This window comes from Tsukamurella pseudospumae, from assembly GCF_001575205.1.
GTDB lineage: Bacteria > Actinomycetota > Actinomycetes > Mycobacteriales > Mycobacteriaceae > Tsukamurella > Tsukamurella pseudospumae.
In genome coordinates, this window is sequence record NZ_LSRE01000012.1 from 239,304 (window position 1) to 256,945 (window position 17,642).

The 17,642-nt window shown below is 72.0% G+C and carries 17 protein-coding genes; 5 read left to right on the forward strand and 12 right to left on the reverse strand.

Going from position 1 to position 17,642, the window contains the following annotated elements; all coding sequences use genetic code 11:
- Window positions 1-717, forward strand: coding sequence for a deoxyribose-phosphate aldolase (deoC, locus tag AXK61_RS09960; RefSeq protein ID WP_068571486.1), 717 nt, complete (start codon window positions 1-3; stop codon window positions 715-717).
- A gap of 36 nt (window positions 718-753) precedes the next feature.
- Here deoC and AXK61_RS09965 read toward each other — a convergent pair whose 3' ends face one another.
- The 6 genes from AXK61_RS09965 to AXK61_RS09990 form a co-directional block, all read right to left on the reverse strand.
- Window positions 754-2,052, reverse strand: coding sequence for a cytochrome P450 (locus tag AXK61_RS09965; RefSeq protein ID WP_197466785.1), 1,299 nt, complete (start codon window positions 2,050-2,052; stop codon window positions 754-756).
- Between the two features lie 2 nt (window positions 2,053-2,054).
- The gene (locus AXK61_RS09970) at window positions 2,055-2,993 is read right to left on the reverse strand and encodes an LmeA family phospholipid-binding protein (protein WP_068571115.1); all 939 of its coding nucleotides are present in this window, start codon (window positions 2,991-2,993) and stop codon (window positions 2,055-2,057) included.
- 16 nt (window positions 2,994-3,009) lie between these two features.
- Window positions 3,010-3,816, reverse strand: coding sequence for a carbon-nitrogen hydrolase family protein (locus AXK61_RS09975; RefSeq protein ID WP_068745282.1), 807 nt, complete (start codon window positions 3,814-3,816; stop codon window positions 3,010-3,012).
- A gap of 128 nt (window positions 3,817-3,944) precedes the next feature.
- Complete coding sequence (locus AXK61_RS09980) at window positions 3,945-4,727, reverse strand: methylase (protein ID WP_068745086.1); 783 nt, start codon at window positions 4,725-4,727, stop codon at window positions 3,945-3,947.
- Between the two features lie 3 nt (window positions 4,728-4,730).
- Window positions 4,731-5,237, reverse strand: coding sequence for a DUF2505 domain-containing protein (locus tag AXK61_RS09985; RefSeq protein WP_068571113.1), 507 nt, complete (start codon window positions 5,235-5,237; stop codon window positions 4,731-4,733).
- A gap of 22 nt (window positions 5,238-5,259) precedes the next feature.
- Window positions 5,260-5,781: a DUF2505 domain-containing protein gene (locus tag AXK61_RS09990; protein ID WP_068745088.1), complete on the reverse strand. Its 522-nt coding sequence runs from the start codon at window positions 5,779-5,781 to the stop codon at window positions 5,260-5,262.
- Between the two features lie 24 nt (window positions 5,782-5,805).
- Here AXK61_RS09990 and AXK61_RS09995 point away from each other — a divergent pair, with 24 nt between their 5' ends.
- The 3 genes from AXK61_RS09995 to AXK61_RS10005 are packed head-to-tail and all read left to right on the forward strand — an operon-like array spanning window position 5,806 to window position 8,859.
- Window positions 5,806-6,855 carry a UDP-N-acetylmuramate dehydrogenase gene (locus AXK61_RS09995; protein WP_068745090.1) on the forward strand — a complete coding sequence of 350 codons (1,050 nt, stop codon included), beginning with the start codon at window positions 5,806-5,808 and terminating at the stop codon, window positions 6,853-6,855.
- Window positions 6,856-6,874: 19 nt separating this feature from the next.
- Window positions 6,875-8,050, forward strand: a complete 1,176-nt coding sequence (locus tag AXK61_RS10000; RefSeq protein WP_082789304.1) for a L,D-transpeptidase — start codon at window positions 6,875-6,877, stop codon at window positions 8,048-8,050.
- Window positions 8,017-8,859, forward strand: a complete 843-nt coding sequence (locus AXK61_RS10005) for a transglutaminase-like domain-containing protein (RefSeq protein WP_156485627.1) — start codon at window positions 8,017-8,019, stop codon at window positions 8,857-8,859. The genes AXK61_RS10000 and AXK61_RS10005 overlap by 34 nt, the downstream gene beginning before the upstream one ends.
- A gap of 341 nt (window positions 8,860-9,200) precedes the next feature.
- On the opposite strand, the gene otsB is transcribed toward AXK61_RS10005, so the two are convergent.
- The 6 genes from otsB to AXK61_RS10030 all read right to left on the reverse strand — a co-directional run bounded on the left by otsB (window position 9,201) and on the right by AXK61_RS10030 (window position 15,765).
- Entirely contained in the window at window positions 9,201-9,962 is a 762-nt protein-coding gene (otsB, locus tag AXK61_RS10010; protein WP_068745095.1) for a trehalose-phosphatase, read from the reverse strand.
- On the reverse strand, window positions 9,959-11,413 hold the full coding sequence (locus AXK61_RS10015; protein ID WP_068745098.1) for an alpha,alpha-trehalose-phosphate synthase (UDP-forming): 1,455 nt from the start codon (window positions 11,411-11,413) through the stop codon (window positions 9,959-9,961). The genes otsB and AXK61_RS10015 overlap by 4 nt, the downstream gene beginning before the upstream one ends.
- 6 nt (window positions 11,414-11,419) lie before the next feature.
- A complete protein-coding gene (locus AXK61_RS25345) occupies window positions 11,420-11,581 on the reverse strand; it encodes a hypothetical protein (RefSeq protein WP_175399996.1) in 162 nt (53 codons plus the stop codon).
- Between the two features lie 64 nt (window positions 11,582-11,645).
- Window positions 11,646-13,058 (reverse strand): threonine/serine exporter family protein, encoded by a 1,413-nt coding sequence (locus AXK61_RS10020; RefSeq protein WP_068571107.1) that lies wholly within the window; start codon window positions 13,056-13,058, stop codon window positions 11,646-11,648.
- Between the two features lie 22 nt (window positions 13,059-13,080).
- Window positions 13,081-14,457 (reverse strand): flavin monoamine oxidase family protein, encoded by a 1,377-nt coding sequence (locus tag AXK61_RS10025; RefSeq protein ID WP_082789294.1) that lies wholly within the window; start codon window positions 14,455-14,457, stop codon window positions 13,081-13,083.
- A gap of 120 nt (window positions 14,458-14,577) precedes the next feature.
- Window positions 14,578-15,765 carry a PucR family transcriptional regulator gene (locus AXK61_RS10030; RefSeq protein WP_068571106.1) on the reverse strand — a complete coding sequence of 396 codons (1,188 nt, stop codon included), beginning with the start codon at window positions 15,763-15,765 and terminating at the stop codon, window positions 14,578-14,580.
- 165 nt (window positions 15,766-15,930) lie between these two features.
- On the opposite strand from AXK61_RS10030, the gene AXK61_RS10035 reads away from it, so the two are divergent.
- Entirely contained in the window at window positions 15,931-17,637 is a 1,707-nt protein-coding gene (locus AXK61_RS10035) for an aldehyde dehydrogenase family protein (protein WP_068745100.1), read from the forward strand.
- Window positions 17,638-17,642: the final 5 nt, after the last annotated feature.

Below are 17,642 nucleotides of genomic sequence, written 5' to 3' on the forward strand. Positions count from 1 at the left end.
ATCGTCTCAAACGTGCTCACACGCTCCGAAGTCGCCGCCCTCGTCGATCACACCCTGCTCAAGCCGGAGGCCACCGAGGCCGCCGCTGCTGCGGCCTACCAGGAGGGGCTGGACCTGGGGGTCTACGCCGTCTGCCTGTCGCCGTCGATGCTGCCGCTGCGCGTCGCGATCGACGCGCAGGAGGCGCACGCCGCCGGCGGGCGCTGGGCTCCCCGGACCTGCGTCGTCGCCGGATTCCCGTCCGGTAAGCACCACACGCTCATCAAGGCCGCCGAGGCGCGGATGGCGATCGAGGAGGGCGCGCACGAGGTCGACATGGTGATCGACGTCGGACTCGCCCTCGCCGGGGAGCTGGACCGCGTCTTCGCCGACGTGCTGACGGTCCGCGAGGCCATCGGCGCCGATCCCGTGCTCAAGGTCATCGTCGAGTCCGCCGCGCTGCTCGAGTTCGGCGACGCAGACTTGCTCACCGAGGTGTGCAAGCGGTCCGTCAAGGGCGGCGCGACCTTCGTCAAGACCTCCACCGGCTTCCACCCCAGCGGTGGCGCGTCCGCCGAGGCGGTGCGCATCATGCGCGCCGCGGTCGGTCCCGACGTGGGCGTCAAGGCCTCCGGTGGCATCCGCACGGCCGAGGCCGCGCAGGAGATGATCGACGCCGGTGCCAACCGGCTCGGCCTCTCCGGCTCGCGCGCCGTGCTGGCGGGCTTCCCGGAGTAGGCCGGCACCGTCGGGCCGCCCGACGGTGCGCCGGGCTCAGCGCAGGCGGGCCGGGAGCGCGGCGTACCCGTACAGGGTCGAGAGCCCGCGATGCCGCGCACCGTCGGACAGGGCGACCGCGGGGTAGCGCTCGAACAGCCCGGACAGGGCGACGGCGCCCTCCATCCGCGCCAGCGCGGCGCCGATGCAGGCGTGGATGCCGTAGCCGAAGCTGACGTTCTTCTTCGCGTCGGGGCGAGTCACGTCGAACTCGTTCGGCCGGTCGAAGACCTTCGGGTCGCGGTTCGCGCCGGCGAGCTGCAGCGAGACCATGGTGCCGCGTCCGATGCGTACGCCCGCGACCTCCACGTCCTCCCGCGCGACGCGCGCCGTGCGCTGGATGGGGCTCGAGAAGCGCAGGACCTCCTCGACGGCGTTCGGCCACAGTTCGGGGCGCTCCCGCAGGATCGCCAGCTGGTCCGGGTGCGCCAGCAGCAGGGCGATGCCGTTGCCGATCAGGTTGACGGTCGTCTCGAAGCCCGCCCCGATGAGCAGCGCCGCGTTCGCAATGAGCTCGCGGTCCGACAGCTCGCCGCTCGAGGCGAGGAGGGCGAACGGATGGTCGGCGTCGGCGTCGGGGTCGGCGCGCACCCGCGCGAAGTGCGCGGTGAGGTACTCGCGCAGCCCGGTCAGCGCGACCTGCGAGCGCCGGTAGACGGGCCACGACAGACCCGGGTCGAGCAGCGGCGCCGCGGCCTCGCCCCACTCGAGCATGTAGTCGTCGTCCTTCTCGGGCAGGCCGAGGAGCCGCCCGATCATGGTGACCGGCAGCCTCGCCGCGAAGTCGCGGACCAGGTCGGGCGCGGGCGCCTCCGCCATCGCGTCCAGGAGCGAGGCGGTCACCGTGCGCGCGCGGTCGGTGAGCTGCTCGATGGACCGGGGCGTGAAGGTCTTCGCGATCGGGTGTCGGTAGGCAGTGTGCGCCGGCGGCTCGCTGACCAGCATCGACGGCGGCTCGACGGGGTTGGGCAGCTGCGGGTCGAGCAGCTCCAGGAGACGGAGCAGCGGCCCCGGGAAACCGAAGTCCGCGGTCTGGACGGTGCCGAAGCGCTGGTCGCGCAGGATCTCCCGGCACACCGCGTGATCCGCGGTGGTGGCGCCGACCTCGCTGCGCACGAGCGGCCCCTCCGCCCGCAGCGCGTCGAAGACCTCGTACTGCGACCCGGGTTCGCCGTAGCCGAGCAGCATCTGGGCCATGCGGTCGCCGCGCTCGGCGCGCCGCGGCAGGGCGCGCCGGGGGAGGCCGTGCATGATCCCCCAGCGCACCCGGGTCGCCAGCGCCGCCGGCAGCAGCATCGTCAGAGCACCGAGCAGTTGGTGGCGCCCACGTCGTTGCCGCTCTCGATGTCCTTGGGCAGCACGTTCTGGCCCGAGTAGCGCACGCTGACGGCCTGGTCGGTCATCTTCAGGTCGCTCGCGGTCAGGCCGTTGGGGGTCGGGATGTCGGCGATCGCGGTGATCACCTGCTGCGCCAGATCGTCGGGGACGCCGAAGCCGAAGATCGAGGCCTTGCTGGCGGTCAGCACCACCTTGTTGTCCTTGATGGACGGCGTGAGATTGATCGTGATGAGGCCCGTCGTGATCTCGATCTGGTTGGCGGACGGATTCAGGGTGACCTTCGGGTCGGACAGGAGGGGCACCTGCGAGACCTTGTTCTTGATGCCGTCGGCGGTGAACTCACCCAGGATGGTCGCGTCGTCGATCTTGTTGTCGCCGCTGGGATCGACGCCCTTGAGCAGGATGTGCACGTTGAGGCCCGAGGTGCCCTGCATGCCGTCGATGTTGATGTCGATCGACGACATCTTGCCGCTCGCGTTCTGGATCAGCATGGGCGTCTTGGCGAAGGAGACCGAGACGTCGTTGGCCTTGGCGCCGCCCTTGATGTTGTCCGCGAGGCAACCCTCGATGTGGTTGCGCACGTACAGCTCGATACCGACGAACGCGATCACGACGAGCGCGACCAGTCCCGCCGCGATCAATCCGATCAGCTTGCCGGTGGACCGCTTCGCCTTCGGGGGCTTACCGGGGCCGCCCGGGCCTCCCTGTCCCGACGGTCCGCTGGGCGGGATCTGGGCGGGCGGCACCGGCGGCTGCTGGCCGGGCTCGGGTCGCGCGTGCGCGCCTGAGGGCCGCGCCGCAGACTCGATCGGCCGCGTCAGGCCGTCCTGCGGGCCGACGTTCTGCGGGGCCGGATGCTGCGGGCCGGGGTTCTGCGGGTGGTTCGGGTTCGTGTCCATCGGTGGCGATTGTTCCTCATCCCTGGGTGGAGACGGTGAAGTCCCTACGGTTGGTCAACACGGGCAGCACGGCCCGCACCTCGTCGAGCCGGTCCAGCGGCAGGTCGACGACGATCTGCTCCGGGGCGGCGCCCGCGGAGGCGAGCACGGCACCGTCGGGCCCGACGGCCAGCGAGCCGCCCACACCGCGCGGGGCGCTGCCGGGCTCGGCGTCGGAGGGCCGCGCCTGGTCGACGGCGACGACGAACGTGGTCGAGTCGAGTGCGCGGGCGCGGGCCAGCGTGGTGAAGGCGTCGAGCTTGCCGGGGCCGTCGCCCCACGATGCGGGCGCGACGATCACCTGCGCGCCGGCATCGGCGAGCGCCTGGTAGAGGGCGGGGAAACGCAGGTCGTAACAGGTGCTCAGCCCGACGGCGACCTCCCCGACGTGCACGATGACGGCCCGGTCACCCGGTTCGACGGTGCGCGACTCGGCGAAGCCGAAGGCGTCGTAGAGGTGCACCTTGTCGTAGTGCGCGATCGTGCCGTCCGGCGCGGCGGACAGCAGCGTGTTGCGGACGCGGCCGTCGGAGCCGGGCGTGAACACGCCCGCGACCACGTGCACGCCGGTGGCGGCGGCCGCCGCGGCGATGCGGGTGGCCCACGGGCCGTCGAGGGGCTCGGCGACGGGTCCGAGCGGGACGCCGAACCGGCACATCGTGGCCTCGGGGAACACCGCGAGCTGCGCGCCGGCGTCCGCGGCGCGGCGCAGACCGTCCTCGACCAGCGCCGCGTTGGCGGCGGGATCTGCGGTGGCCTCGATCTGCGCCAGCGCGACGGTCAGCGATGTCATGCGCACCACACTACTGACTCGCGTTCGATAGGTCGCGCGGCTCACGATGTCGAGTTCTGCGGCAGTGCAGGGCCGCGTGTGGCACGTCCTGTGCCGCAGAAGTCCAGATCGTGAACCGACTACGGCGCGACGAGCTCCCAGTCGACCGTGAGCAGGTTGTCCCGGACGGGGCGACGCGGCGGGCGGGCGGCACCGTCGGTCCGCCGGGCCAGCACCGCCCCGGCGGCCCGCCACCGGATGCGGTTGCCGTACGGCGCGTAACCGGCGGACTCGTCCCAGCAGCGGTCCGCGAGCGTGAGCAGGTCGTGGATCCGCTCGCCCGGGACGTTGTGGTGGATGAGGGCCTTCGGCAGCCGTTCCGCCAGGTCGGAGGGGTGGTCGGTGAATCCCGGGTGCCACGCCAGCGTGAGCGTGCGCGGCACCGGAGCGGCGTCCGCCGACGCACCCAGGGTGAGCCAGCAGCACCGTCGGCCCAGCTCGTCGCACGTGCCCTCGATGAAGACCCCGTCCGGGGCGAGCCGCGAGACCACCGTCGCCCAGGCGTCGGCCACCTCGGCTTCGTCGTACTGTCGCAGCACGTTGAAGGCCCGCACGAGGTTCGGGCGCAGGCCCGCCAGCTCGAAGCCGCCGCGGGCGAACTCCACACCGTCCCGGCCGGGGACCACCCGCGCGGGGTCGATCTCCAAGCCCGTGACCCGCACGGAGGGACTGACGCGGCGCAGCCAGGACGCCCACTCGAGGGTGGTGTTCGGACGGGCGCCGTAGCCCACGTCGACGGCGAGCGGAGCGGGGCCGGCGAGCGCCGCCACGACGGCGGGGGAGTGCGCCGACCAGCGGTCACTGCGCCGGAGACGGTTGAGTCCGGTCGTGCCGCGGGTGATCCGGCCCTGCGGCGCGGCCACGGGTCAGTGCTTGTCGACCCAGTACTTGAGGTACTCGGCCTCGGCGCGGAACAGGTCCACGAGGTTGATGAGGATCAGCTGCTCGAGCTTGGTGCCGACGAAGGGCACGAACACCTTCACCACGCTGGTGTAGCGCATGGTGCAGCCGGTCTCGGTGTTGAACAGGTCGGCCTCGCCCTTGAGCGAGCCGGGGCCCGCGGGGATCGACGCCTTGTAGTCGCCGATCGAGTGCTCGCCGTCCCACGCGCCGTAGAACTCCTGGCGCGTGATGATCATGTCCTTCTTCACGACGCCCTGCGCGATCGGCGGCAGGTACTCGTGCGGCAGGTTCTGCTTCTGGACGACCGTGATGCCCTCGTCGTCGACGTCGAACTCGGTGAGCTCGGACAGCGGGGTGAGGTTGCGGAAGTCGGTCATCTTCTCGGTCCAGTACTCCTTGGTGGAGTACGCGTCGTAGAAGACCTGCGCGGGGAACGGGAAGCGCGCCGAATAGCTGAGACGTCGTGCCATGAGGGGAGACCTTACTCGGGGATCAGTGCTCGGCGATCCACTGCAGCGTGAACTCGCGCTCGCTCTCCATGAGCTCCTGCAGGTTCTCCACCACCAGCGACTCGACCTTCTTCGCGACGAACGGGATCGAGACGCTGGCCTCGCCGTCGGCGGTGATGCGGGCGGTGCCGTCCGCGCCGGGCGCGCCCTCGAGCACCGTCGTGCCGGACAGCTGGGCGGGCACGCCCTGGATGTCGGCGGAGAAGCGGCCCTCGCAGCGGGTGCCGTCGAACGGGCCCCACTCCTCGACGCGGTGGATCTCCAGGCCGCCGGGCCGGATCGCGGTCACGACGGGCGGCAGCTTGTCCTCACCGATCACGTGCACCACGAGCACGCGCACCGACGCGCCGGCACCCTCGCCCGTGACGGTCAGCTCCGCGACCCGCGCGCCCTCGCCGCCGACCTCGGCCACGCGGGCGGGCCAGTACGCGGCGTCGGTGAACGCGGCGTGCAGGGCGGCCGGACCGGTGGCGTAGTCGAGCGAGCGTTCGAGACGGGTAGTCATGGGGGGACACGTTACCGTTGCGGGGTGCCTGAACTGCTATCGGAGTTGACCACGCTGCGCCTGGGCGGCCCCGCACGCGCCTACGTGCGGTGCGAGAGCGCCGCCGAGACCGCGCGGGAGGTCGCGCGGTGCGACGCCGCCGGCGAGCCCGTGCTGCTGGTCGGCGGCGGCTCCAACCTGGTGGTCTCCGACGCCGGCTTCGACGGCACCGTCGTTCATCTGCGCGGCGAGAAGATCGAGATCGAGGGCATGACGCTCACCGCGGACGCGGGCGCGGTCTGGGACGACGTCGTCGCGGCGTCCGTCGACGCCGGCCTCGGCGGCCTCGAATGCCTCTCCGGCATCCCCGGCTCCGCGGGCGCGACGCCCGTGCAGAACGTGGGCGCGTACGGCGTCGAGGTCGCGGCGTGGCTCGACGCCGTCGAGCTCTACCACCGTGCGACCGGGGAGACCGCGTGGGTCGCGCCCGAGACTCTGGGCCTCGCCTACCGCACGTCCCGGCTCAAGCAGCACGGCGCGAACGGCCCCGCCGACGTCGTCCTGCGCGTCCGGTTCGCGCTGACCGACGGTGCCTCGGCCCCGATCAGGTACGGCGAGCTCGCGCGCGCGCTCGAGGTCGAGCCCGGGGGCACCGTCGAGCCCGCCCGGGCGCGCGCCGAGGTGCTGGCGCTGCGCCGGAGCAAGGGCATGGTGCTCGACCCGGCAGACCACGACACGTGGAGCGTGGGGTCGTTCTTCACCAACCCGGTCGTGCCCGACGACGCCGCGGTCGCCCGGGTCGAAGAGGCCGCGGGCGAGAGCACGCCGCGGTACCCCGCGCCGGCGGGGATCAAGCTGTCCGCAGGCTGGCTGATCGAGCGGGCGGGCTTCCACAAGGGCTTCGCGGGTGGCCGCACGGGCGTCTCGCTGTCGACGAAACACACGCTGGCGCTCACCAACCGGGGGACCGGCACGACCGCCGAGTTGCTCGCCCTGGCGGCCGAGGTCCGAGATGGGGTGTTCGCCCGATTCGGGGTCGAGCTGCACCCGGAGCCCGTCCTCGTGGGTGCGGAACTGCCCTCGTCACGCCGGTAGAATCCATACGGTGTTCGACATGTTTCGCGCGCCCTTCGGTCGGCGCGCCTTCCTCGGTGGTGCGGCGGCGACGGTGGCCGTCGTCGCGACCGCGTGCAACAAGCCGGGCGATACCGCCGAGACCAGGGCCGATGCCCCCACCTTCAGCTACACGCCGTCCGGAGACAAGCAGATCGGCCCCCGCGACCCCGTCTCCGTGCGGGTCCAGGGCGGCACCTTCCGCCCGGGCGTGGCGCTGACCAACACCGCTACCGGGAAACAGGTCAAACTGACCCCCTCTCCCGACGGTGTGACGTACACCTCCGCGGAGCCGCTCGGCTACGGCGCCACCTACGCCTGGTCCGGTGCCGCCGACGGTGCCGGCGGGACCTGGTCGAGCCTGAGCGGCAAGGTCACCGTCGTCTCGCCCGACTCGACGATGTCCGTCCAGATCAACATCGCCGACGATGCCGAGGTCGGTATCGCCGCGCCGCTGATCCTCAAGTTCGCGGGCACCGTCCAGGACAAGGCGGCCGTCGAGAAGGCGCTGCAGGTCGTCACGACCCCGCCGACCGAGGGTGGCTGGGCCTGGCTGCCCGAGGACAACGGCTCCCGCGCGCACTGGCGGCCCCGCGAGTACTACAAGCCGGGCACCAGGGTGTCGATGACCGGCAAGCTGTACGGCCTCGACCACGGCGGCGGCAAGTACGGCGCCGACGACGTGACCAGCAGCTTCGTGATCGGCCGGTCGCAGATCGTCAAGGCCTCGGCCCCGTCGCACCGGATCCGGGTGATGCGCGGCGACCAGGTCTTCCTCGACCTGCCCTGCTCCTACGGCGAGGCGGATCTGCCGCGCAACATCACGCGGTCCGGCATTCACGTGGTCAGCGAGAAGCACGAGGACTTCTACATGTCCAACCCCGCCGCCGGGTACTTCAACGTGCACGAGCGGTTCGCGGTGCGGATCTCCAACAACGGCGAGTTCATCCACGCCAACCCGGGCACCGTGGGGAACCAGGGCAGCTCGAACGTCACCAACGGCTGCATCAACCTGTCGCTCGAGAACGCCCAGACCTACTTCCAGAGCGCGATCTTCGGTGACCCGGTCGAGGTCACGGGCACGTCGATCGAGTTGTCGGAGGCCGACGGGGACATCTACGACTGGACCCTAGACTGGCCGACGTGGCAATCGATGTCGGCGCTCCACCAGAAGTAGTCGTTCCCGGCGCGCGGACGATGTCGGCGCGCGTCGCGTGCACCGTCGTCGCGCCCACGGTCCTGGAGTACCAGGCCACCGTCGCGCGCGTGCCGGGTCTGGCCCTGCAGGAGTCCCTCGTCGTCACGCTCGACGGTGCGCCGCTCCCCGTCCGGGAGGTCGTCGGGCCGCACGGCGGCCGGATCCATCGCGTCGACGCTGCCCCCGGCAAGGTGCTTCTCGAGTACCACGCGCAGGTCGCGGGGTTCGCGTTGCCCGAGCCCGTCGACGAGTACCTGCGCTCGCTGTACCTGCGGCCCTCCCGGTACTGCGAGGTCGACCGGTTCTTCGGGTTCGCCGCCAAGCAGTTCGCCGGCGTGACCGGCGACGCGCAGCGTGCCGTGGCGGTGCGGGAGTTCGTGGCGGGGCGGCTCGACTACCTGCCGGTCAGCAGGTCCGTCGACGGTGCCTCCGACACCCTGCTGGCGTCCGCCGGCGTGTGCCGGGACTACGCGCACCTGACCATCGCGCTGCTGCGCGCGCTGAAGCTGCCCGCGCGGATGTCCGCGGTCTTCGCGCCCGGCTGCGACCCGATGGACTTCCACGCCGTCGCCGAGGTGATGGTCGACGGCCGCTGGTGGGTGCTCGACGCGACGGGGCTCGCCCCCCGCGCCGCGATGGTCCGGATCGCCACCGGCCGCGACGCCGCCGATATCGCCTTCCTCGACAACCACGGCGGGTCCATCCGGTTCGAGCGCCTGACGGTGACCGCCGACAGCCTCGCGCCCCTCCCCGCCGACGATCCGTACGCCCTGATCCCGATCGCCTGATCGCGTCCGTGCGGTGCGCGCGGTCATCGTGGGACGTGTCCTGCCGAGTAGCTATACACCCCACGTATACCCTCGAATCTGCCGGTCAAAGGGTTGTTTCGTTGTTCGGGGTATGCGTTTCGTGCATACCTGCGCCCGAACCGCCGCGACCACTGGCGTTCCTGACCTTGCCCGGACGCCGCCCGGAGCTTCGGTTCTACGCCCCGCGAAACCGGAACGAGTGTGGTGAGGCAAGCGTGACACGCATGGCAAGTCCGGTGAAAAATGGCTTCTACCTGCGAAAACGTCGGGCATGCGCCGGACGCATGGCTGTTCGGAACGACACGCGCCCCTCCGCCCGCTCAGCTGCGCCGCAGCGCCGCCAGCTCTTCGAACACCGACCGCGCCTCGGCCGGCCCGTCCACGCGGAACCGGGCGGCGGTGACGACGGCCGGATCCGAATCGACCTTGATCGACACGTCGCGGGGCGCATCGAGCACGGCGAAGGCCTTCTCGTCGGTCACGTCGTCGCCGAGGTAGAGGACGGCGTCGGCGCGTACCTGCTCCCGGAGCACCGTCAGGGCGCGGCCCTTCGAGGCGTCGAGCACCGTCAGCTCCAGCACGGCCTTGCCCTCCGTGGCGTGCACGCCGGGGAGGGCGGCGGGGCCCCGTCGGGCCTCCTGCAGGGCTTGCGCGCCGGCGGCCGGGTCCACCACGTTCCGGACGTGCAGCGCGCCGCCCAGCGGCTTCGGCTCGACGGCCGCGCCCGGGAACCGGTCGGCGATCGCGGACAGAGCGGACAGCACCGTCGACCGCAGTTGGAGCAGGTCCGCTCCCAACGCGGCCTCGAAGCCCTCGGCCCACTCCGCCCCGTGACTGCCGACGGTGACGATCGGCGCGGCGACGCCCGATAGCCGGCCCAGCGTCGCGCGGTCCCGGCCCGACACCACGGCCACCGTCACGCCCGGCAGCCCGGACAAGGAGGTCAGTGCCGCAACGGATCCCGGCAACGGGAACGCGGCGGCCGGATCGGAGACGATCGGCGCGAGCACGCCGTCGTAGTCCGTGGCCACGAGGACCGTGCCCAGCGCGGCGAACCGCCCGAGCGCCGCGTGCAGGCTCATGCCCGGGTCTCGTCGACGGTGCCGGCGAGCGTCTGCAGGAACGAGCGGGCCCAGCGGTCGACGTCGTACTGCAGCACCTGGCGGCGCATGGCGCGGATGCGGCGCTTGCCGTCCTCGGGATCCTGGTGCACGGCCTCGTCGATGGCGTTCTTGACGCCTTCCAGGTCGTGCGGATTGCACTGGTACGCCTGGCGCAGCTCGGCGGCGGCGCCGGTGAACTCACTGAGCACGAGCGCGCCGGAGGAGTCCGTGCGGCACGCGATGTACTCCTTGGCCACGAGGTTCATGCCGTCGCGCAGCGGAGTCACCAGCATGACATCGGAGGCGGCGAAGAAGGCCAGTAGCTCGCGGCGCGGAACGGGGCGGTGGATGTAGTGGATGGCGGGGTGGCCGATGCGCCCGAAGTTGCCGTTGATCCGGCCGACCTGCAGCTCGATGTCGTCGCGCATCGCCCGGTACGACTCGACGCGCTCGCGCGATGGGGTCGCCAGCTGGACGAAGATGTGTCGCTCGGGGTCGAGCCGGCCCTCCTGGTACAGCTCGCCGATGGCGCGCAGCCGCACGTCGATGCCCTTGGTGTAGTCGAGCCGGTCGACGCCGAGCATGATCTTCTCCGGGTCGCCGAGCTCCTTGCGCAGGGCCCGCGCGCGCTTGCGCGTCTCCGGGAGCTTGGCGGTCGCGGCGAGCTCCGCGGAGTCGATGGAGATGGGGAACGCGCCCACCCGGACGGATCGGAACCCGACGGTGACCACGCCGAACTTCGAGCGCACCCCGATCGAGTTCCTGCTGGTGGCGTACCCGGCGAGCTTGTCCGCCAGGTAGAGGAAGTTCTGTGCGCCGCCGGGCAGGTGGAAGCCGACGAGGTCGGCGCCGAGGATGCCCTCGATGATCTCGCGCCGCCACGGCATCTGCATGAACAGCTCGACCGGGGGGAACGGGATGTGCAGGAAGAAGCCGATCTTGACGTCGGGCCGCAGCATGCGCAGCATCTTCGGTACTAGCTGCAGCTGGTAGTCCTGGACCCAGACGGTGGCGCCCTCCGCGGCGACGCGCGCCGTCTCCTCCGCGAAGCGACGGTTGACCTCGACGTAGGTGTTCCACCACTCGCGGTGGTACTCGGGTTTGACGATGACGTCGTGGTACAGCGGCCAGAGGCTGCCGTTGGAGAAGCCCTCGTAGTGCTCCTCGACCTCCTGGGCGCTGAGCTTCACGGGCACGAGGAGCATGTCCTCGCCGGGGATCGGATCGTCGGCCCCGTCCCCGATGTCGGGTGCGCCCGGCCAGCCCACCCACGCGCCGTTGCGCGCGCTGAGAATGGGTTTGAGGGCCGTGACCAGCCCGCCCGGGGATTCCTTCCAGATCAGCTCCCCGTCGGGCGCCTTCTCGACGTCGACGGGTAGCCGGTTCGCCACGACGACGAAATCAGATGTTCCGAACGCCGCAGCGGGCATGGAGGGCTACGCCTCCTTGACGCCGATGCCGAGCATCGACAGCAGCATCCGGCACTCGTCGGCGTCCTCCGCGTACGCCGCGACGACCCGCTGGGCCTGGCGCGCGGTCTCGTCGCCCACGGGCTCGAGATCGTCTTCGCTGATGTCCTGCGTGGTCTTCGGGGGCATGAACACACCTTCGTATCGGTAAGGGACGAGCACGGGCCAGCTTACCCGGGTGGCCCGGATCCGCTCACTCGCGGACTCGGCGGCGGCGGAGCACCGCGATCGGCGCGATGTGCGGGCGCCGGATCGTGCGGGCCACCCATTCGCCGAGCGTGACCCCTGCGGCCAAGGCGCAGCCGACGGTCAGCGCCGTCGCCATGTTCGTCAGCGCCGACGTGGTCTGCCCCTCCATCAGCTCCGACAGCCCGCGGTAGACCGCGAGACCCGGCACCAGCGGGGTGATGCCCGCCACGGCGACGATGAGCGGGGGGACCACGGCCCGTCGGGCGAGGAGACCGCCGGCCAGGCCGACGACGGTGGCGGCCACCACGGACGAGACGATCGGCCCGAGGCCCAGGTTGAGGATGGAGCCCGCGACGAGCGCCCCGAAGCAGCCCGCCAGGAAGGACGCGGTGAGCGCCCGGATCTGCGCGTACCCGGCCAGCGCGAACGCCGCCGCGGCCACGCCGCCGGTCGCCACCAGGATCGGCAGCGGCGCGTAGTCGAAGGGCTGCTGCTGCAGCGGGGGCAGGGTGGCACCCAGCTCGCTGGTGACGCGCAGCGCGATGCCGACGCCCGCGACCACGCCGCCGGTGAACACCACCACCTCGAAGAACCGGGCCGCGCCGGTCACGGGCGCGCCGGTGATGGCGTCCTGCACCGAGCCCACGAGCGAGAGCCCCGCCATGAGCACGATGATGCCCGCGACGATCACCCGGTAGGGCTGCACGTCCCAGCCGAACTCGATGGACAGCCGGTAGATCAGCGCCGCCGGCAGAGTCGCCAGGAAACCGCCCACCACCTGCTGGAAGAAGTACGGCAGCCCCCAGTTGCTGAGCCGGACGTTCACGACGTAGATCACCGCGGTGGTCGCGAAGGCGACGGCCGCGAGCGCCGGCTTGCCGCCGAGCAGCAGGGTCAGCGCGCCCGCCATGAGTGCCCAGCCGAAGGTCGCGACGGCGCGCGGGTACGGGTGCCCGGCGGTCATGATCGATTCCAGCGCGGAGAGCGCCTGGTCCGGCCGGATCCGACCGCGCCCGATCCGCCGCACCAGCGTGTCGACCTGGGAGAGCCGGGTGTAGTCCAGGGACCGGTGGCTCACCGTCCGCGTGTAGGTCGACGGTGGCAGTCCCCGCCCGCGCTGCACGCTCACGGTGATCGCGTTGTAGGTGACGGTGACCGTGACATCGTCGATGCCGTAGGTCGCGGCGACGTAGCGGACCTGGGCCTCGGTGTCGACGGCGCCGGTCCCCGAGTCCAGCAGGACCTCGCCGACCTTCATGGCCACTTCGAGGACCTCGCCGACCGTCTCGTTGTCGCGCAGGTCGACCGGTTGCAGCGGCGTCAGCACCGGCATTCCCGCGGTGTCGACGGTCGCTGCGTTCCGGCCGGTCAGGGACTGGACGGCGTGCGCGAGGTGATCGCGGAACGCGGGCTTCATGTCGGGGCACCTCCTCGGTGCATCACCGTAGTGCCGACGCGACCTCCCCGGCCACCCGCTCGCCCGATTCGAGGGCGCCCTCGATGTATCCGGCGTGCTCCGCCGCCGTCTCGGTGCCGGCCCAGTGGACGACGCCCGCCGGGGCGTGCCCGAGTGGGAAGGGCATCGCTCCCGCCTTCGGGTCGGGGACGGCGAGGTAGCCGCCGCCGACGTACTCGTCGCGGTGCCAGCACTTCTCGTGCCAGCTCGCGGGGGTTTTGGCGCCCTCGCCCAGGTGCACGGCGAGCCGAGCGAGCATCGTCTCCCGACGGTCCGCCGGGCTCAGGTCGTCGAGGGAGCGCGCGTCGGCGCCGCCCACGAGCAGGCACAGGTGCCCGGGCCCGGTCCCGTCGGCCGACGGTGGCGTGGTGTCGAACACCCCGACGCCGGGGCCGTCGATGTCGATCATCTCGGCGTGCCCGTTCGCGCGCCAGAAGGGGCTCTCGTACACGGCCAGCGCCTTGTAGACCGAGCCCATGTACATGCCGCGCTCGGCGTGGGACCTCTCGGTGGGCAGGGCCGGACGGTGCTCGATGGCGGTGGCGATGGGCGGGGGCACGGTGACGATCACGCGCTGGGCGCGGACGGTGCCGGCGGTGGTGTGCACGGTGGCGCCGTCGTCGTCGCGGTGGACCGCGAGCACGGCGCGGTCGGTGTGCACGCGGTCGCCGAGGCGCTCCGCCATCCGGACCGCGAGGGTGCCGGCACCGTCGACGACAAGGGAGTCCTGCGCGCCGCCCCGGGTGGACATGGCGGTCAGCAGCCCCTCCTGCACGCGGACGGCGGCGGCGAAGTCGCGCAGCGCGAACCGGTCGGCGTCGGCGGTGGTCGCGATCGCGATGAGCACGTCGAGCAGCCGCCGGGCGCGCCCCGGCACCTTGCGCAGGAGGTCGGCCACCGTCGAACCGCCTCCCGCGAACGGACCGCCGAGCCGGACCACGCCCTCCCAGGCGACGAGCGCGGCGCCGGCGAGCAGGAGAGTGGGGCTCGCCATCCCGATGGTGCGCGCACCATCGACCAGCTTCGGCATCTTCGGCGTCTCCATCTCGAAGACCTGTGCGCCGAACTCGGCGGCGAGTGCCTCGAACCGGTGATGGCCCTTGCCGATCCACTGGCCGCCCAGGTCGACGTGCGTGCCGAGCGCGGTGGTCTCGGTGAGCACCCGACCCCCGACGCGGGGTGCGGCCTCGAGGACCAGCACGTCGACGCCGCGGGCGTGCAGGTCCAGCGCTGCGCGCAGTCCGGCGATCCCCGCACCCACGACGACGACGGTGGCCCGTTCGGTGCTCGGCTGCGCGGTCCCGGGGTCCGACGGTGCGGCCGCCGCGTCCGTGGGGCGGGTCTCGGGCGAGTCGGTCATGAGGGGCTCCTGTCCGCGGCGACACCGCATATACAGTCGGTCGTATGACTGAGTGTAGGGCGATGTGACGCGGGTCGCAATGATTTCTCGGGGATCCGTGACCGCGGACCGCGGACCGGGCTACTCCTCGGGCAGCGGGAAGAGCCGGTCGGCGAGGACCGCGGCGTACAGCTCGGCGGCGGCGCGCGGGTCGGACCGGTCGCGGCCCGTGAGCTGCTCCACGCGGCGCAGGCGGTGGTTGATCGTGTTGCGGTGGTAGTGCAGGCGCTCGGCCGTGGCGGCCAGGGAGCCGCCGCAGTCGAACCAGGCGCGGACCGTCGTGATGAGCGCGTCGCGGTCGGGGTCGGGGAGCGCCAGTACCGGCCCGAGCACGGCGTCGCGCAGTTCGCGGGCCGCGTCCGGGGTGTGTGCCAGCGCCAGTGGCAGTGCTGCCTGGCCGTACGCCGCGGCGGTCGTCTCGCCGGGCTCGATGCCGGTCATCGCGAGCTCGGCCTGCCGCACGGCGGCCCGTGCCCCGAGCGGCGCGGCGAAGCGCGCGCTGACGCCGACCCGCCCGCCCGCCTCGCGGCGCAGCAGGTCCAGCACCTGCGGCAGCACGTGCTCGGTGCTCAGGCTGAGCAGGCCGACGCGGGTGTGCACCTCGGACGTCCAGTACGAGACGACGTTCTTGTCGCGCAGCCGGCGCTCGATCCCCGCGAGGGGCTCGGTGGCGCCGCCGGACTCCGCGCAGACCACGAGGAAGACGCCCGTCGCCGGCAGCTGCAGCGTCTGCGCCGCGGCGTGCAGCCGGCCGGGCTCGAGCACCCCGTCGAGAAGGGCCCGCAGCTCGACGCGCCGCAGTTCCGCGTCGCGGCCGGTGCGCTCGGCGACCGCGCGGCCGTACTCCTCGGTGGCGGCGGTCGAGTAGTCGTCGATGATCCGCCACACGTCCGCGCCGATGTCCGGGAGCAGTTCCGGGTTCTCGGTGCAGGCGGCGCGCATGTGGTCCCAGACGAGTCGCCCCGCGAGGCGGTACGCGTGCAGCAGCGCCGCGAGAGGGAAGCCGTACTCGGCCTTGAGGCGGCCGGTGGCGCGGGCGGCGTGGAGGCCGTGGTCGGGCTCGCCGGCGAGCTGGCGCAGGACGGAATCGAGGTTGGTGTGCACAGCCTCGCGGAGCTCCTCGGCGCTGAGCAGAGTGCTCTCGGCGTAGGCGTGCTCGCCCGTGAGGATGCGCCGCACCAGCTCATCCGTGAGTGGCTCCAGGTCCGCCATCAGCAGTCGGGCGAACTCCGCGGGGGAGGCGCCGGCCGGGGCCGTGATCGTCAACACGCCTCGATGCTAGCGCGCGACCTCCGGCGTCGAGTGTGCTTGCGCACAACGCGACCGCAAGCGGGCCGTAGCTCCGGCACGATGCGCCGGCCCTCCGTGAGGACCACACTGGATGGAGCGAGACGTGACAGGGCTCACAGGATCGATGACCCGCGAGGAGAAGCAATGACCACCACCGAGAACATCTTGGACGCCGCCGTCGCGGACCTGCAGCAGGGGGAGCGGACCTGGGCCGCGACCTCGCTCGCCGATCGCCGCGCCCTGCTCGACGCCGTCCGCGAGGCCACCGCGGCCGTCGCCCAGGAGTGGGTGGACGCCGCGGCCGGGATCAAGGGCCTGCCCGCCGATTCGACGCTGCTGGGCGAGGAGTGGCTCAGCGGCCCGTACTCCGTGATCACCGCGTGCGAGGCGCTCGCCGCGTCGCTGCAGGCGCTCGAGGAGGGGCGCAGCCCCGTCGACGGTTTCACCGTGACCGCTGCCCCGGGCGGCCGGTCCGCCGTCGAGGTGCTGCCGCACACCGTGTTCGATCAGCTGTTGATGAGCGGCTTCTCGGCGCAGGTCTGGACCGTGCCGGGCGTCGACGCCGCTGCGGTGCGTGAGCGCGCCGGCCTCGGCGAGCTCGATCCGACGATCACCCACGGTGTTGCGGGCGTCCTCGGCGCGGGCAACATCTTCTCGATCCCGCCGCTCGACACCCTGTACCAGCTGTACGCCGACAACCGCGTGGTGCTGCTCAAGCTCAATCCGGTGACGGACCCGCTGCTGGACGTCTTCCGCGCCGCGTTCGCGCCGCTCATCGAGCACGGCGTGGTCCGCATCGTGACCGGCGGCGCCGATGTCGGTGGTGCCCTCGTGAACCACCCCGGTGTGACCACGGTGCACATGACGGGCAGCGCCCGCACTCATGACGCCATCGTCTTCGGCACGGGAGACGAAGGGGCGCAGCGCAAGGCGGCGAACGCCCCGCTCCTCGACAAGACCATCACCAGCGAGCTCGGCGGCGTCTCGCCGACCATCGTCGTGCCCGGCGAGTGGTCGAGTGCCGACCTGACCTTCCAGGCCGAGCACCTCGCCACGCAGCGCCTGCACAACAACGGCTACAACTGCGTCGCCTCGCAGGTGGCCGTGATCAGCGCCGACTGGCCGCAGAAGGAGCAGTTCCTCACCGAGCTGCGCGCCGCCTTCGATCGCGCCCCGCAGCGCCGCGACTACTACCCGGGCTCCGCCGACCGCGTGGCCGCCGCCCGGGCCGGCTACGGCGCGCAGGCGCAGGCCGCCGGTCCCGACGGTGCCCGCACCCTCGTGTTCGGTCTCCGGGCCGACAAGACCGAGGAGGCCCTGCACACCGAGTACTTCGCGCCCGTCTACGGCGTGCTCGAGCTGCCCGGCGACGCGGCGACCTTCCTCGCGAACGCCGTGCGGGCCGCGAACGAGGACTTCGAGGGCACGCTGGGCGTGAACATCGTGGCCGACCCGTCCACGATCAAGGCCCTCGGAGACCGGTTCGACCAGGCGATCACCGACCTGCGCTACGGCACGATCGCCGTGAACGCCTGGACCGGTGTCGGCTACCTGACGGCCCGCGCCTCGTGGGGCGCGTTCCCAGGCCACACCATCGACGACGTGCAGAGTGGCATCGGCGTGGTGCACAACGCGCTGCTCCTCGACGATGTCGAGCGCACCGTCGTGCGTGGGCCGTTCCGGCCGTCGCCCCGGTCGTTCGTCGGCGGCGAGCTGTCGATGTCGCCGAAGCCGCCGTGGTTCGTCACCAACCGCACCGGTGCGGTGACGGGCAAGCGCCTGACGGACTTCGTGTCGAAGCCCTCGTGGCTCAAGCTGCCCGGTATCTTCGCCTCCGCCCTGCGCGGCTGACGGTC

Bases quoted from the DNA above. Each gene is read 5' to 3' on its own strand.
- AXK61_RS09965 (WP_197466785.1), bottom strand. From the start codon at position 2,052: ATGCTGCTGCCGGCGGCGCTGGCGACCCGGGTGCGCTGGGGGATCATG.
- AXK61_RS09970 (WP_068571115.1), bottom strand. From the start codon at position 2,993: ATGGACACGAACCCGAACCACCCGCAGAACCCCGGCCCGCAGCATCCG.
- AXK61_RS09985 (WP_068571113.1), bottom strand. From the start codon at position 5,237: ATGGCACGACGTCTCAGCTATTCGGCGCGCTTCCCGTTCCCCGCGCAG.
- AXK61_RS09990 (WP_068745088.1), bottom strand. From the start codon at position 5,781: ATGACTACCCGTCTCGAACGCTCGCTCGACTACGCCACCGGTCCGGCC.
- AXK61_RS10000 (WP_082789304.1), top strand. From the start codon at position 6,875: ATGTTTCGCGCGCCCTTCGGTCGGCGCGCCTTCCTCGGTGGTGCGGCG.
- otsB (WP_068745095.1), bottom strand. From the start codon at position 9,962: ATGAGCCTGCACGCGGCGCTCGGGCGGTTCGCCGCGCTGGGCACGGTC.
- AXK61_RS10015 (WP_068745098.1), bottom strand. From the start codon at position 11,413: ATGCCCGCTGCGGCGTTCGGAACATCTGATTTCGTCGTCGTGGCGAAC.
- AXK61_RS25345 (WP_175399996.1), bottom strand. From the start codon at position 11,581: ATGCCCCCGAAGACCACGCAGGACATCAGCGAAGACGATCTCGAGCCC.
- AXK61_RS10020 (WP_068571107.1), bottom strand. From the start codon at position 13,058: ATGAAGCCCGCGTTCCGCGATCACCTCGCGCACGCCGTCCAGTCCCTG.
- AXK61_RS10025 (WP_082789294.1), bottom strand. From the start codon at position 14,457: ATGACCGACTCGCCCGAGACCCGCCCCACGGACGCGGCGGCCGCACCG.
- AXK61_RS10035 (WP_068745100.1), top strand. From the start codon at position 15,931: ATGACCACCACCGAGAACATCTTGGACGCCGCCGTCGCGGACCTGCAG.